At 70.1% G+C, this 14880-nt stretch carries 15 protein-coding genes and 2 tRNA genes; 8 read left to right on the top strand and 9 right to left on the bottom strand.

Annotation, left to right across the window (positions count from 1 at the left end; all coding sequences use genetic code 11):
- Positions 1-15 precede the first annotated feature (15 nt).
- The 6 genes from GXW71_RS06990 to GXW71_RS06965 form a co-directional block, all read right to left on the bottom strand.
- Positions 16-1512, bottom strand: a complete 1497-nt coding sequence (locus GXW71_RS06990) for a hypothetical protein (RefSeq protein WP_211851692.1) — start codon at positions 1510-1512, stop codon at positions 16-18.
- Between the two features lie 15 nt (positions 1513-1527).
- Positions 1528-1604, bottom strand: a tRNA-Arg gene (locus GXW71_RS06985).
- 45 nt (positions 1605-1649) lie between these two features.
- Positions 1650-1967, bottom strand: coding sequence for an ETC complex I subunit (locus GXW71_RS06980; protein ID WP_211851691.1), 318 nt, complete (start codon positions 1965-1967; stop codon positions 1650-1652).
- Between the two features lie 22 nt (positions 1968-1989).
- A tRNA-Pro gene (locus GXW71_RS06975) sits at positions 1990-2063 on the bottom strand.
- Positions 2064-2106: 43 nt separating this feature from the next.
- Positions 2107-2580 carry a DUF192 domain-containing protein gene (locus tag GXW71_RS06970; RefSeq protein ID WP_211851690.1) on the bottom strand — a complete coding sequence of 158 codons (474 nt, stop codon included), beginning with the start codon at positions 2578-2580 and terminating at the stop codon, positions 2107-2109.
- A 38-nt stretch (positions 2581-2618) separates the two neighbouring features.
- Positions 2619-3758: an acetoin utilization protein AcuC gene (locus GXW71_RS06965; protein ID WP_211851689.1), complete on the bottom strand. Its 1140-nt coding sequence runs from the start codon at positions 3756-3758 to the stop codon at positions 2619-2621.
- A 147-nt stretch (positions 3759-3905) separates the two neighbouring features.
- Between GXW71_RS06965 and GXW71_RS06960 the strand changes: the two genes are divergently transcribed.
- Together GXW71_RS06960 and GXW71_RS06955 are read left to right on the top strand one after the other, a co-directional pair.
- Positions 3906-4895, top strand: coding sequence for a cyclase family protein (locus GXW71_RS06960; protein ID WP_211851688.1), 990 nt, complete (start codon positions 3906-3908; stop codon positions 4893-4895).
- 90 nt (positions 4896-4985) lie between these two features.
- Positions 4986-5129 carry a hypothetical protein gene (locus GXW71_RS06955; RefSeq protein ID WP_211851687.1) on the top strand — a complete coding sequence of 48 codons (144 nt, stop codon included), beginning with the start codon at positions 4986-4988 and terminating at the stop codon, positions 5127-5129.
- A gap of 128 nt (positions 5130-5257) precedes the next feature.
- On the opposite strand, the gene prpB is transcribed toward GXW71_RS06955, so the two are convergent.
- Positions 5258-6181, bottom strand: coding sequence for a methylisocitrate lyase (gene prpB, locus GXW71_RS06950; RefSeq protein ID WP_211851686.1), 924 nt, complete (start codon positions 6179-6181; stop codon positions 5258-5260).
- Positions 6182-6232: 51 nt separating this feature from the next.
- The gene (locus GXW71_RS06945) at positions 6233-7609 is read right to left on the bottom strand and encodes a sodium:proton antiporter (protein WP_211851685.1); all 1377 of its coding nucleotides are present in this window, start codon (positions 7607-7609) and stop codon (positions 6233-6235) included.
- Positions 7610-7747: 138 nt separating this feature from the next.
- On the opposite strand from GXW71_RS06945, the gene GXW71_RS06940 reads away from it, so the two are divergent.
- The 6 genes from GXW71_RS06940 to GXW71_RS06915 are packed head-to-tail and all read left to right on the top strand — an operon-like array spanning position 7748 to position 13306.
- Positions 7748-8506: an SRPBCC family protein gene (locus GXW71_RS06940; protein WP_211851684.1), complete on the top strand. Its 759-nt coding sequence runs from the start codon at positions 7748-7750 to the stop codon at positions 8504-8506.
- Positions 8503-9390: an AAA family ATPase gene (locus GXW71_RS06935; protein ID WP_211851683.1), complete on the top strand. Its 888-nt coding sequence runs from the start codon at positions 8503-8505 to the stop codon at positions 9388-9390. The genes GXW71_RS06940 and GXW71_RS06935 overlap by 4 nt, the downstream gene beginning before the upstream one ends.
- 19 nt (positions 9391-9409) lie before the next feature.
- Complete coding sequence (locus GXW71_RS06930) at positions 9410-10633, top strand: vWA domain-containing protein (RefSeq protein ID WP_246526355.1); 1224 nt, start codon at positions 9410-9412, stop codon at positions 10631-10633.
- Positions 10630-10950, top strand: coding sequence for an XdhC family protein (locus tag GXW71_RS06925; protein WP_211851682.1), 321 nt, complete (start codon positions 10630-10632; stop codon positions 10948-10950). Before GXW71_RS06930 ends, GXW71_RS06925 begins: the two co-directional genes overlap by 4 nt.
- Positions 10947-11657 carry an XdhC family protein gene (locus tag GXW71_RS06920; protein ID WP_211851681.1) on the top strand — a complete coding sequence of 237 codons (711 nt, stop codon included), beginning with the start codon at positions 10947-10949 and terminating at the stop codon, positions 11655-11657. The genes GXW71_RS06925 and GXW71_RS06920 overlap by 4 nt, the downstream gene beginning before the upstream one ends.
- The gene (locus tag GXW71_RS06915) at positions 11654-13306 is read left to right on the top strand and encodes an NTP transferase domain-containing protein (protein ID WP_211851680.1); all 1653 of its coding nucleotides are present in this window, start codon (positions 11654-11656) and stop codon (positions 13304-13306) included. Before GXW71_RS06920 ends, GXW71_RS06915 begins: the two co-directional genes overlap by 4 nt.
- A gap of 136 nt (positions 13307-13442) precedes the next feature.
- Here GXW71_RS06915 and GXW71_RS06910 read toward each other — a convergent pair whose 3' ends face one another.
- Complete coding sequence (locus tag GXW71_RS06910; protein ID WP_211851679.1) at positions 13443-14726, bottom strand: amidase; 1284 nt, start codon at positions 14724-14726, stop codon at positions 13443-13445.
- Positions 14727-14880 lie beyond the last annotated feature (154 nt).

Genomic DNA, 14880 nt, shown 5'->3' with positions numbered 1-14880 from the left:
CCCGGGATCAGCCACCTAGTCCGCAACTTTCTGATTTCTCCGCATTCCATGCCAGATCTTGTGCAGCACGGCACATCCCAGCAGGCAGAGCAGCGGAATGATCGGCAACAGGTAGCGCGTCTCCAGGTGCACCGGCAGGTAGACCGCGAGGAAGGCCCCGGACGCCAGCCACATGGCAAGCAGCGGCCAATAACGGGCGTCGCGACGGCTGATCAGCAGGGGCGCAGCGAGGGCTGCGATGGTGACCGCCACGCCCACCATTCTTCCGAGGACCAGCGCCAGGAGCAGGAACCCGGCCAGCACCGAGCCCTGCCCGAGCCGCCGCAGGAGTTCCGCCTCCCGCCCGAACCAAGGCCGTGCGCTTCCCGAATACCGATGCAGGTCGGCGACCGTGTCCACCGGCGCGAAGGCGATCCAGAGCATCCTGGCCGGGAACCGCGTCATGATGCCTCGCATCATCTGAAGCGGATATTCCCGCCAGGCACGCATGTAGCGGGCCGAAGCGAGTGCCGCGATCTCGGGCGAACTCAGGCCGGCCTCGAACAGCCGCGAATTCAGGATATCGATGCCCTCATAGCCAAGCGGGACCACGGTCTCTCGCGCGGTGCGGTCATAGAGGTCATCGCCGTGATAGATGGCGACGCCGCGTTTCAGGGCAGGCAGGAGTGCCTGAACCATGACGATCTGCCGGGTGGTGGACAACACCGCATGGCCTGACCGTGCGTGGTGCGACAGCATTATCCAGCCCGTGGCCAGTACGATCGGCCCGGCCAGGAGCCCCATTCCGACTAGGCGCCTCCGCGGGCCGGCTGCGATCGCTGCCGCCGGGAGGAATAGCAGCGCAAGAAATGGGGTCACCTCCCGCACCGTCGTGGCGGCCGCGAGCAGGAGCCCCGCCGCCAGCACCGGAAGGATGCGCCCACCCGCCAGCCCGGCCCTCAGCAGCAGGAGCAGCGCGAGCGTGACCAGCGCCGCATAGACCGCGTCGGTCAGCACCATGATCTGCGCAATGGCCGCGAAGCCGGTGGCCGGCATCAGCGCCGCGGCCAGCGCAAGCCGGCGACCGAGGCGCAACGCCAACCCGGCGCGATGAGCGGCGGCCGCGACCGCAGCCTGCGCGGCGATCTGGATGGTGATGAGGATCGCCATCCAGTGGGATGGATCAAGATACTGAACCGCCGCAATGAGGCCCGGATACCCGGGCGTGCGGAAAAGTGCCGTGGGCTGAAAGCCGGAGCGCAGCAAATCCTCCCCGGACGGAAGAGGACCACCCCGCAGGAGCTCGGCGTAGTGGAGATAGGCCGGCGTATCCGGCGTCGCGACGACACCGAAGGTCGTCACCGCAAGAACCGCCAGAAGGCTCGACGCCGCGGCGACCGCAAAGGTGTCGGGCCAGCGGCCTGAGCCGGACGTGGCGCCTTCTGCTGTCATACCGGACGGGGCCTCCGAGCCTGTTGCGGGCCGGTACGGCCCTATCGGGACGTCCGAAGGCCTGAATTTGGCAGCGTTCACGCTTGAGGCGGGATATGGCGCGCCCTGAGGGACTCGAACCCCCAACCATCCGGGTAGAAGCCGGATGCTCTATCCAGTTGAGCTAAGGGCGCTTGTTTCGTTGCCGGGCGGCACCCACCCGGCAGCGCAAAACCGCCTCAGTGGGACCAGTTCTCGGTCCGGCCGAAACGGAAATTATCGGCATAGGCCTTCGGCTTGATCGTGGCCGCGACCGGCTTCGGCGCTTCGACCAGATAGGGAATCCCCCGCGCCTCAGCATAGGCGACCGCGGCCTCCTGGGACGGGAACCGCAGCCGGACCTGGCTGCGCGTGTCACCCGAGCCGGCCCAGCCGGTCAGCGGATCGGCGCGCTGCGCCTCGCCGGGCTCCCAGTCCAGCACCCACTCCGCGCTGTTGGCGCGGCCGGACTGCATGGCGGATTTCGCCACCTGATGGATGCGCGCGGTCTGCGCCATAGCCGTGATCCTCGTCGTTCGATCGGGGTGGCGGGATTCGAACCCACGACCTTCTGTACCCAAAACAGACGCGCTGCCAGGCTGCGCCACACCCCGGAACCGGGCGCACCCTATGGGCGGGCGCCCATTCCGTCCAGCATCAGGGTGCGGTGCCGAACAGGCGATGCCGCACCCGGTCGCCGACCCGGATGTTCAGCCGCTCCGCCGTGCCGGCCGCCAGTTCCAGCGTGGCCCGCACCGGACCGCGGCTTTCCACGGTCGCGAGGCTCCGCGGCACGGTACGTTCCGCGATGCGGTGGATGCGGCCATCGGCGGCGATGAACACCATGTCGAGGGAGGCCAGCGTGTTGCGCATCCACATCGCGGATTCGCGGGGCTGCCCCCAGTCGAACAGCATGCCCTCGTCCGGCTTCACCTCCGGGCGGAACATCAGCCCGATCGTCTGCTGCTCCGGGGCCAGCGCCATCTCGACGGTGAATTCGAGCCGCCGGTCGTCGCGGGTCACGATGACCAGCGCCTCGGTCGGCAGGCGGGGCTGCGGCTCGGTCACCCCGGGCTGGGCGGCGGCGGCCATGGGCAAAAGGGTAGCAAGAAGAAGGGCGCGACGCCGCATGGGCTGTTCCTCGGGGATCGGTCGACCGGCGGGCGCCTCTATGCCACGGATTCCATGGCCTCGGGAGGTTCGGGCAGGTCGCGCAATGCGGTGGCGCAGAGCGCCCGGATCTCCGGACGCACCGGGACCGGCGGCTGCGGCGGATCGGCCAAGGTGGTGAACCAATGCTCCGGCGGATTGCGCCCGGCAGCCCGCGCCCAGGTGAGGCCGCGCAGCACCGCCTCCGCCGCCGGCGGCAGCCGGGCCGGCGGCGCGAAGCCGTTCAGCACGCCCCAGAGCCCGGCCCAGCAGCGCGCCACCGACCAGGGATTGTAGCCGCCGCCGCCCAGCAGGATCAGCCGCGGCGCCAGCCCCATCACAGCGGCGAGCGTCGCGCGATAGGCATTGTTGGAGAGCGCCAGGCGGGACAGCGGATCTTCCGCCACCGCATCGGCCCCGGCCTGGATCATGATCGCCTGGGGGCGGAGATGCTGGATGATGGGCAGGATGGCGTGGTGCAGCACCCAGCCCGCCTCGCTGTCATTGTAGCCTTCCGGCACCGGGATGTTGCGCGCATGCCCGCCGGCCACGTCCCCGGCCTCGCCGGTGAAGGGCCAGCGCGCGCCCTCATGCACCGAGAGGGTGAAGACGCTGGAATCCCCGTGGAAGGCGTCCTGCACGCCATCGCCGTGATGCGCATCCAGATCGAGATAGAGGATGTTGGTCAGCCCCTGCCCGAGCCAGCCCATCAGCCCCAGCACCGCATCGTTCAGGTAGCAGAAGCCGGAGGCACGGTCGGGCCGTCCGTGATGGGTGCCGCCGCCCGGCACGTGCACGATGCCGCCCTGCCGCGTCAGCTCCGCGGCCAGCATGGTGCCCCCCGCCCCGGTCGCCGGCCGGCGGAACACCTCCGGGTAGACCGGGTTGCCATGGGCGCCGATGTGGAAGCGCGCCCGATCCGCCTCGGGCACAAGCTGCGTCGCCTCCGCCCGCATCAGGGCGGCGATGTAGTCCGGCGCATGGAAGCGGGTGAGCTGCTCCGGCGTCGCGCGCGGGCTGTCGCGGTACCGCGCCGGCTCGACCCAGCCGAGCGCCCGGATCAGGTCGAGCGCCGTCGAGACCCGTGGGATCGCCAGCGGATGCTTCGGGCCGTAGGTGGACCCTCGGTAAATCTCGGAACCGATCAGGATGGGCGGCATGCAACTGCCAAGCATGGCGTGCCGCCGCATGGATAGTAAGACCCGCGCGCCTTCGCGCGACGGCAAGAGCCGGAATAGTATTACGCGCGCGTCATCCACCAGCATCCGCGTGCGGCGCCACCGCCGCCCACGATATGGAGGAAAACGATGCCAAACCTCTCTCGCCGGGGCTTCTTCGGCGCGGCCTGCCTTGGCTGCGGCGGCGCGCATCTGGGCCTGTCCGCGACGCCGGTGCAGGCCCAGACGACGCCCGGATGGTCGCCGCCGCCAGCCTCCCAGCGCTGCCCCTCCCGCTTCGGCCCCAACGACCGGCGCGGCTACATGAACCTGCTGAACGACGAGAAGCGCCAGGGGGCCGCGCGGCTGATCCGCAACGGCCAGGTGATCGAGCTCGGCCGCCGGCTGGAGCCGAGCATGCCCTTCTTCGGCACCCGCCGCTTCGACCAGCACCTCAAGCGCACCTTCATGAACCCGGAGCCCAACCGCCGCGGCTCCAACGAGGAGATCGTGATCGCGGAGATCGGCCAGGTCGGCACCCAGCTCGACGCCTTCCCGCACCAGACGATCGGCGACGAGGTCTACAATTGCGTCCGCTACGACGACATCGCGACCCGCACCGGCTTCCGGGAGATGGGGGTCGACACCATCGGCACGGTCCTCACCCGCGGCGTGCTGATCGATGTCGCTGGGTTGAAGGGCCAACGCACCCTGCCGATCGGCTATGAGATCACCGTCGCCGACCTGGAGCAGGCGATCGCGCGGCAGAACCTGCGGCTGGAACGCGCCGACGCCTTCTTCATCAACACCGGCTGGGGCCATCACTGGGGCACCAACAACACCGAATACGTGCGCGGCTGCCCCGGCATCGGCATCGCCGCCGCCGAATGGCTGATCCAGCGGGAGCCGATCATCCTCGGCTCCGACAACTGGCCGGTCGAGGTGGCGCCGAACCCCGACCGCAACGCCTCCCTCCCCGTGCATCAGATCGCGCTGGTGGTGCACGGGGTGCACCTGCTGGAGAACATGAAGCTCGACGAGCTCGCGGAACGCCAGGTCGGCGAATTCGCCTTCCTGATGCAGCCGCTGAAGATCGCAGGCGGTACCGGATCGACGGTCGCGCCTTCCGCGCTGCTGTGAGGCTGGCAGGGGCCGGCGCGCGCCGGCCCCTGCCTGGTTCAGGCGGCCGGGACGCCGAAACTTCAAGGCGGCGAAACCCGTTGCATCACCATGACCGAGCCCGAACCCACCCCGCCGCCGCGCAGCGCGACCGCCGTCCGTCAGGGCAGGACCACCGGCCATGTCCGGTGGATCCTCGGCATCTCCCTCACCCTGGTGATCGTCGCCTTCGTGATCGCCTATCTGGTGAGCTGACGCATGGTCTTGCGAACAGATCCACGCCTCAGGGCGATTCCGCCCTGCGGCGATCTGCTTCGCCCAGGTAGTTTTGCGAACAGATTCACGCCTTCGGGCGATTCCGCCCTGCGGCGATCTGCTTCGCCCTAGCTCCGCTGCGGCATCGCCTCCGGTACCACCGTCGCGATCAGGCTGGCGTCCAGCGCCTCATAGGTGTGATAGCCGATGGTCTCGTAGAGCTGCGCGCGGGTCTGCATGCGATCGACCAGCTTGTGGGTGCCACCATCGCGGGCGATCGCAGCGTAGAGCTCCTCCATCGCGCGGGCCGCGACCCGCAGATGAGACACCGGCCAGATGACCATGGCGTAGCCCATGGCCTGGAATTCCTCGGCCGTGAAAAAGGGCGTGCGGCCGAATTCGGTCATGTTCGCCAGCAGCTTCACGCCCGGCATGCGCCGCGCGAATTCGCGGAACATCTCGGCGGTGTTCAGCGCCTCCGGGAAGATTGCGTCGGCCCCCGCGTCCAGGTAGCGCTTCGCCCGATCGACCGCCGCATCCATCCCCTCGCTCGCCACCGCATCGGTGCGGGCGATGATCGTCAGGTGCCGCCGCGCTTTCCGCGCCGCAGCGACCTTCGCGCCCATCTCATCGGCGGGGGCCAGCTTCTTGTCGTTCAGGTGCCCGCATTTCTTGGGCAGCAACTGGTCCTCCAGATGGACGGCGCCGGCCCCCGCCTCCTCGAAGCTGCGGACCATGTGCATGACGTTGAGCGCCTCGCCATAGCCGGTATCGCCATCGACCAGCACCGGCAGCGCCGAGGCGCGCACCACCTGGCGGATATGCCAGGCGACGTCGTCGACCGTGATCATGCCGAGGTCGGGCAGGCCCATGGTGGCGCTCATCGCCGCACCCGACATGTAGAGCGCCTCGAAGCCCTGCTTCTTCGCGAGCAGGGCCGCGATGCCGAGATGGGCGCCCGGCATCTGCAGGATCTGCGGCCGTTCCAGCAGCTTGCGGAAGCGGATGCCCGCGGGCTCCTCCGGCAGGTCGTCGGCGATGATGTAGGGCATGGGACCCAACTCCCTTGTAAGTGCGCGCATCCGATTCAGACCATCGAACGCTCAGAAGAACACGAATGTGACCAGGATGAAGAGCGGCACGAGAAAGACCAGCGCCCAGGCGCAATAGCCGAAGAAGGAGGGCATGCGAACGCCCTGCTCCTCCACGATCGCCTTCACCATGAAGTTCGGCGCATTCCCGATATAGGAGTTGGCGCCCATGAACACCGCCCCGCAGGAGATGGCCGCGAGGATCAGGGCGCCTTCCCCCATCAGCCGCAGGGGATCCCCGCCGGCGAGGTTGAAGAACACCAGATAGGTCGGCGCATTGTCGAGGAAGGAGGACAATGCGCCGGAGAGCCAGAAATACACCCAAGGGACCGGCTGCCCGGCGGCATCCGAGGTCAGGGCGACGAGGCCCGCCGCCGCGCCGGCGCCGCCCGCCTTCAGGATCGCGAGCACCGGCGCCATGGTCACGAAGATCGCCGCGAAGAGTTTTGCCACTTCCAGGATCGCCCCCCAGGCGAAGCCGTTGGCTTCCCGCAGCGAGGCCGGCGTCAGCGCTACCGACGCCAGTGCGATGGCGATGAAGGCGGCCATGCCGGCAATCCGTTCGATGCCGATGGCTTGGCCGAGGATCACGACCTCCCCCGGCTGCCAGACGCCCTGGGCCAGCACCACCACGACGATCGCCCCGATCAGCGCCACATTCGCCCAGCCTTCGATGCGCAGCGGATCGCGGCCCCCAGCGGGCGGCGGCACCGGCTTCTCCCGCGCCCAGGCGATGCTGTCGATCAGCCAGTATACCGCGAGCAGCAGCACCACGCAGAACAGGAACTCGGCGAAGAGGTGGGTCGTGGTCCAGAAGAAGGCCACCCCCCGGAGAAAGCCCAGATAGAGCGGCGGATCGCCGAGCGGCGTCAGGCTGCCGCCGATATTCGCCACCAGGAAGATGAAGAAGACGAAGCTGTGCGTCTTGCGCCGGCGGAAGGCGTTGGCCCGGATCAATGGCCGGATCAGCACCATCGCGGCGCCCGTGGTGCCCATCACGCTCGCGACCACGGTGCCCACCGCCAACAGCGCGGTGTTGGTCGCGGGCGTTCCGACCAGCCGGCCACGCAGCAGCACGCCGCCGCCCGCGGTGTAGAGCGCCAGCAGCAGCGCGATGAAGGGCAGGTATTCCAGCAGCAGCACATGCCAGACCTCAGCGGCGGCGGCTTCCGGTCCGAAGGCGACGGCCAGCGGCAGCACCAGTAGAGCCGCCCACCCCGCCGCGATCTTCCCGTAGTGATGATGCCAGAGATGGCCGGCGATCAACGGCAGCAGCGCGATCGAGAGCAGCATGCCGAGGAAGGGCAGCGCCCAGCCAAGCGACAGGGCATCACCGGAAATCCCCGCCGCCTCTGCCGGCACCGCCAGCAACAGGCCCGCGAGCGTCATTGACCTCACCTGGTGATCCCCTCCGGCCCCGCGACCTGCCCGTTTCCTATAGCAGCGCCGCCCGGCCCGCGAAGGCCCCCCCTCTTTCGCGGGGGGGCCCCGCGCCCTACTCTCGGGCCAGCAAACCGGAGATGCTCCATGGAAATGACCGGGGAGCGGCAGATCGCCGCGCCGCGCCAGACCGTTTGGGAAGGGCTCAATGAGCCCGAGGTGCTGCGCGCCTCCATCCCCGGCTGCGAGTCGATCGAGCGCACCGAGGATGGCGGCTTCTCGGCCCGCGTCGCGGTGAAGATCGGTCCGATGGCCGCGAAATTCACCGGCAAGGTGCGGCTCGAGAACCTCAACCCGCCCGCCGGCTACACCATTTCCGGTGAGGGCAATGGCGGCGCCATGGGCTTCGCCAAGGGCGGCGCCGACGTGCAACTGGCGGAAGCCGGCGCCGGCACCCTACTGTCCTACCAGGTGAAGGCGCAGGTCGGCGGCAAGATGGCACAGCTCGGCGCCCGGCTGATCGATGCGACGGCGAAGCAGATGGCCGATCAGTTCTTCGACCGCTTCGCCGCGCAGATGACCGCCTCGGCGGCGACCGCGGCGTCTCCCACGGCGCCGGCCGATGCCATCGAGGCCGCCCGCGCCGGCGCCCCGGTCGCCGGCACCGACACCGAGTACCTGGCGAATCCCGGCGCTCCCGCGCCGATCACCCACCACGGCGCCGAAGGCATCAGCGCCTCGGGTGATCCGGTGGCGCGGCCCGGGCCGCGACCGACGGAGGACGCGCTGGTCATCAGCCCGCTCCGCACCCTGCTGATGATCGAGCCCTTCGGCCTGCCGCTCACCTTCTGGGGTGGCTCGGTGATCATGCTGATTATCATCCTGCTGATGTTCGCCTTCGGATGACGCTCCCCGCCACCGTCGAGGACACGCGGCGGCTGTTGGCGGAGGGTGGCTATGTCGCCGACATGGCGCTGGCGACCACCATCCACCTAGCGCTCAAGATGGGCCGCCCGCTGTTCCTCGAGGGCGAGCCCGGCACCGGCAAGACCGAGATCGCCAAGGTCCTGGCCGCCAAGCTGCCGCGCCGGCTGGTGCGGCTGCAATGCTATGACGGCCTCGACCTCTCGGCCGCCGCTTATGAGTGGAATCACGCCCGGCAGCTCATGGCGATCCGCCTCGCGGAGGCCGCCGGCGAGACCGACCGCGCGGTGCTGGAGCGCGGCATCTATGCCCGCGAATACCTCCAGGAGCGCCCGCTGCTCTCGGCCATCACCGGCGACCCGGCGGTGCTGCTGATCGACGAGCTGGACCGCGCGGACGAACCCTTCGAGGCCTTCCTGCTCGAGGTTCTCGGGGATTTCCAGCTCTCGATCCCGGAGCTCGGCACGGTGAAGGCCACGGTGCCGCCGGTCGTCATCATCACGTCGAACCGCACGCGGGAGGTCCATGACGCCATCCGGCGCCGCTGCCTCTACCACTGGGTGGACTATCCGGATGCCGCCCGGGAACGCGCGATCCTGAAGCTGCGGGCGCCCCATCTGCCGGAACGGCTGAGCGCGCAGGTGGTGGAGTTCGTCCAGAAGGTCCGGGCGGGCGATTACTTCAAGCTGCCGGGCGTCGCCGAGACCATCGACTGGGCGGCCGCCCTCTCCGCCCTCGACGCCAAGGAACTCGAGCCTGTCCAGGTCGACGAGACGCTCGGCGTGCTGCTGAAGTACCAGGACGACATCGCGAAGCTGCGCGGCGCGGAGGCGGCGCGGCTGGTGGCGGAGGCCCGGGGGGAATGACATTGCCCCCGGCCTTCTGATGCTGCCCCCCGGCGCCACCATCGGCATGCGCGAGGGCAGCGGCGCCCTCGCCGCCAATCTCGCCGCCTTCGGCCGGCTGCTCCGCCGCATGGGCCTGCCGATCGGCCCCACCGAGACGCTCGCCGCCATGGAGGCGTTGACCATCACCGGCCTCGACGACCGGCGCCGCTTCCATGCCGCGCTGCGCGCCGTGATGGTCCGCCGGCGCGAGCATTTCGAGCTCTTCGACCAGGCCTTCCGGCTGTTCTGGCGCGACCCCGAGGCCGGGCGCCATGCCGCCATGCTGGCCGCGCTGGAGGGCCAGAAGCCCCCGCCCGAGAAGCCGCCGCCGGCCTCCCGCCGCCTCGCGGAGGCGATGCAGGCGGAGCGTCCGAAGCAGAACCAGAAGCCCCCCGAGGAGCAGCCGCCCGAGATCGACATGACGGCGACGGTCAGTGCCGTCGAGCGGCTGCAGAGCATGGATTTCGAGGCGATGTCGGCGGCCGAGATCGCCGCCGCCAAGCGGGAGATCAGGAAGCTCGTGCTGCCGCTCGATGCGCGCCGCACCCGCCGCTTCCGCCCCGATCCGGCAGGCCCCGCGGTCGATCTGCGGGCGACGCTGCGGGAGAGCCTGCGCAGCGGCGGGGAGATCCTGGAACTGTCGCGCCGGCGCCGGGTCACGCGGCCGCCGCCGCTGGTGGCACTCTGCGACATCTCCGGCTCGATGGCGCGCTACGCCCAGATTCTGCTGCATTTCCTGCACGCCGTCGCCAATGACCGGGACCGGGTGAGCACCTTCCTGTTCGGCACGAGGCTGTCCAACGTCACCCGCCAGCTCCGCCACCGCGACCCGGAAATGGCCTTCGAGCAGGTGGCGAAGGCGGTGCCGGACTGGTCCGGGGGCACCCGGATCGGGGAGAGCCTGACCCTCTTCAACCGGCTCTGGTCGCGCCGGGTGCTCGGCCAGGGCGCGGTGGTGCTGCTGATCACCGACGGGCTGGACCGCGACGGGGCGGAGGGGCTGGCGGAAGCGACCGATCGGCTGCGCCATTCCTGCCGGCGGCTGGTCTGGCTCAACCCGCTGTTGCGCTATGCCGGCTTCCAACCCAAATCTCAGGGCATCCGGGCGATGCTGCCCCATGTGGACGAGTTCCGTCCGGTCCATAACCTCGACAGCCTGCGCGCGCTGGTGGCGAGCCTCTCCTCGTCCCAAGCCGCCCCCCGCGGGAGGATCGCTGCATGAACGACAATGAGGACATCCTGGCCACCGCCGGCGCCTGGGCGGCGGCAGGTGAGCAGGTCGCCATCGCGACCGTGGTGGAGACCTGGGGCAGCAGCCCCCGCCCCGCCGGATCGCAACTGGCGGTGACGATGAGCGGCCGCATGGCCGGCAGCGTCTCCGGCGGCTGCATCGAAGGGGCGGTCGCCGATGCCGCGAAGGACGCCATGCGGAGCGGCACCCCGAAGCTGCTCGATTTCGGCATCAGCGATGAGACCGCTTGGCAGGTGGGCCTCTCCTGCGGCGGCAAGCTGACGGTCTTCGTGGAGCCGCTGGCGTGAAGGCGGAGCTCCTCGCCCGCCTGCAGGCGGCGCGGGCGGCCAAGCGCCAGGTCGCGCTGCTGACCCGGCTCTCGGACGGTGCCCAGCGGCTCTGGCCGGACGAGGATGCCCCCGCCCCGCTGGCCGAGGCGGCGCGCGGTGCGCTTGCCGCCGACGAGGCCGCGAACCTGACGCTCGATGGCGAGGCCTGGTTCATCCACCCGCACAACCCGCCGCTGCGCCTGATCGTGGTCGGCGCCGCGCATATCACCCAAGCGCTGGCGCCGATGACCGCACCGCTCGGCTTCGCGCTGATCGTCATCGACCCGCGCCGCGCCTTCGCGACCGAGGAACGCTTCCCGGGCGTCACCCTGATCGATGATTGGCCGGACGAGGCGATGGCCAGGCTGGCGCCGGATGCGCGCAGCGCCGTCGTGACCCTGACCCATGACCCGAAGCTCGACGACCCCGCGCTCGACATCGCGTTGAAGAGCGAGGCCTTCTACATCGGCGCCCTCGGCTCCCGCCGGACGCATGCCAAGCGCGTCGCGCGGCTCGCCGAGCTCGGCCATGGCGAGGCGGCGCTGGCGCGCATCCATGCTCCGGTCGGCCTCGACATCGAAGCGGTGACGGCGCCCGAGATCGCGCTGTCGATTATGGCGGAGCTCGTCGCCGCCCGGCGCGGCGCGGCGCTCGGCGCGGTGCGGGCACCGAGGGTCGCGGCGTGATCTTCGGCCCCACCCCGCTCGCCGAAGCGGATGGCGCGATCCTGGCGCATACCGTCCGGCTGAAGGGCCGGGTGATCAAGAAGGGCTCGGTGCTCGACGGCGATGCCATCGCGGCGCTCGCCGCCGAGGGCCACCACAGCATCATCACTGCGCGGCTGGAGCGCGGCGACGTGCCGGAGGACGAGGCCGCCGATCGGCTGGCCGAGGCGCTGCGCGGCAACCTGCTGGCTCGCACCCGCGCCGCGACCGGACGCGTGAACCTGACCGCGGAGTCCGCCGGGCTACTGGTGCTCGACACCATGCGTATCGACCGGATCAACGGCATCGACGAAAGCCTGACCGTCGCCACGCTGCCGAACCACACCATCGTCACGGCGAAGGAAATGGTCGCGACGATCAAGGTGATCCCCTTCGCTGCTCCCGGTGCGGTGCTGCATCTAGCCGAGAGCATGGCGCGCAGCGGTCGCCCACCTGTGGCCGTGCACCCGTTCCGCCCGCTGAAGGTCGGGCTGATCCTGACCGAGCTGCCCGGCATCAAGGAAAGCGTGATGGAGGGCACCGTCGAGGCGACGCGCGTCCGGGTGGAGGCGCTGCATGGCAGCCTGCTGCCCGTCCGCCGCGCCGCGCATGAGGAAGGGGCGACGGCGGCGGCGTTGCGCGCGCTGCTGAAGGACGGCGCCGAGATGCTGCTGATCGCCGGCGCTTCCGCGGTGGTCGATCGGCGCGATGTCGGGCCAGCGGCGATCGTGCGTGCCGGCGGCGTGATCGAGCATTTCGGCATGCCGGTCGATCCCGGCAACCTGATCTGCCTCGGCCGCGTGGGCGAGGTGCCGGCGATGGTGCTGCCCGGCTGCGCCCGCAGCCCGAAGCTGAACGGCTTCGACTGGGTGCTGCAGCGCCTCTTCGCCGGGCTCGTGGTCACCGCGCGCGATGTCATGGGCATGGGGGTCGGCGGCCTCCTGAAGGAGATCGAGGTCCGCCCCTTGCCGAGGGGCGAGGCGCCCAAGGCGGCCCCCGCCGGCCGCGCCCCACGCCGGCCGCGCAAGATCGCGGCGCTGGTGCTGGCCGCCGGCCGCTCCCGCCGCATGGCCCCGCTCAACAAGCTCCTGGTCAACGACGCCACCGGCCGCCCCATGGTCGTGCGCGTCGTCGAGCAGGTGCTGGAGAGCCAGGCGCATCCCGTGATCGTCGTCACCGGGCATGAGCGGGACGCAGTCCAGGACGCGCTCGCCGGCCGGCCGGTATGGTTCGTGCACGCCGAGGACTATGCCGAGGGCCTCTCCGCCAGCCTCAAGGCCGGGCTGGCGGCGCTGCCGGCGGATGCGGAGGGGGTGATGATCTGCCTCGGCGACATGCCGCTGGTGAGCACCGCCATGCTCGACCGGCTGCTGGCGGGGTTCGATCCCGAGGAAGGCAGGGCGATCGTGATGCCGACCTACCGAGGCAAACAGGGCAATCCGATGGTCTGGGGTCGGGAATTCCTGCCGGCGATGCTGGCGATCACCGGCGATGTCGGCGCCCGCCATCTGGCCGGCAAGCATGCCGACCGGGTCGCCGAGATCGAGATGCCGGACGACGCTGTGCTGCGTGACTTCGACACGGCGGAGGCACTGGCCGGCGCCCCGGGGATCTTCCCGGCGCGCGGCTGATACCTAGCGGCATTGATCGTTGATCAATGCCCCCTCAAACGCCGGGCGGCCGGCATCCGCCGGCCTTGGCTTCGCCGGACGACCGGCGGCGCCCATTCGGGCGCTCGGCACGAGCAAGTGCTCGTGCCGTTGATTCTTACCCGGCGACCGCCTGGCGCACCCATTCGGCCCAGGCGAGTGTCTCCCGGTCCTCGCCGATGCGCCCCACGATCTGCAGGCCGAGCGGCAGGCGCTTCGGACCGGTGCCGGCAGGCACCGTGACGCAGGGGCCGTGCAGCAGCGTCCAGAGCCAGTTGAAGGCGGGGTCGCCGGTCCAGCCCAGGCCTTCCGGTGCCTCACCGGGGGCGCTGGCAGTCAGCACCGCGTCATAGCCTTCGATCGCCGCCGGGAAGGCGGCGCGGGCGGCGGCGAAGGCCCGCCGGCCGGCTATCAGGGCGGCGGCAGGCTGCGCCCGCCCTTCATCCATGCGGTCCCGCAAGGTGGGCGAGATCTGCGCCCGGGCATGTGCGAGTTCCCAGCCGAGCGCCTCGGCGCTCTCCCCGTTCATGACAGCCGGATGCGCGGCGTAGCCGGCGAGGACGACCTCGGGCAGGCGCACCGCCTCCACCACGGCGCCGGCCCGGCGGCAGGAATTGGCCGCGCGGTCGATCAGCGCCAGGGTCTCGGGCGCGGCATCTGCCGCGGCGGGTTCCAGGATCAGGGCCAAGCGCGGGGCGCGGCCAGGCTTCGCCGTCGGGTCGCCGTGGTCGAGCCCGGTGAGGGCCGCCATGGCCAGGGCGCAGTCCGCGACATCGCGGGCCATGACACCGATGGTGTCCAGGCTCTCGCTCATCACCTTCATCCCCGCCCGATGAAGGGTGCCGTAGCTCGGCTTGAAGCCGGTGACGCCGCAGAAGGCGGCGGGGCGGATGATGCTGCCCGAGGTCTGGGTGCCGAAGGCAAGCGGGAAGAAGCCCGCGGCGACGCCGGCCGCCGAGCCGGAGGAAGAGCCGCCCGGCGTATGCGCCGTGTTGTGCGGGTTCGCGGTCGGCCCCGGGTGGCGGGTCGCGAATTCGGTGGTCACCGTCTTGCCGATGATGACCGCGCCGGCCTTCCGCGCGGCGGCGACGGCAGCGGCGTCAGAGCGCGGCCGCCAGCCTGCCCAGATCGGTGACCCATACTGAGATGGCTGATCAGCCGTGTCGATCACATCCTTGATTGCAAAGGGAATACCGGCAAGCGCGCCGAGCTTGGTGCCAGCGTCGATCGCGGTCGCCTGCCGCCGCACCAGGGCGGGATCGAGCCAGGCGAAGGCCCGAATGCGCGGCTCGTCCGCGGCGATCCGGTCGAGATAGGCCTCGGCGAGCGCCGTGGCGGTCAGGGTGCCTGCGCGAACACGGCGAACGGCTTCGGCGACGGAGAGCGATGTCGGGCTTGTCATAAGCAAAGCCTGCGCTTCTCAGACACGACGTCAACGGTGGATCGCACGGCGAGGATGCCCCATTCGATTCTCATGCTTTACTGGAACTTTGATATTTTCGTTCAATAGATTGATTTTGAATCAAATCTCTCTGTAGCGTATCGACGGAGGCCAC

Source organism: Plastoroseomonas hellenica (assembly GCF_018129085.1).
Taxonomy (GTDB): Bacteria; Pseudomonadota; Alphaproteobacteria; order Acetobacterales; family Acetobacteraceae; genus Plastoroseomonas; species Plastoroseomonas hellenica.
This window is presented reverse-complemented; position numbering and strand designations above follow the sequence as displayed.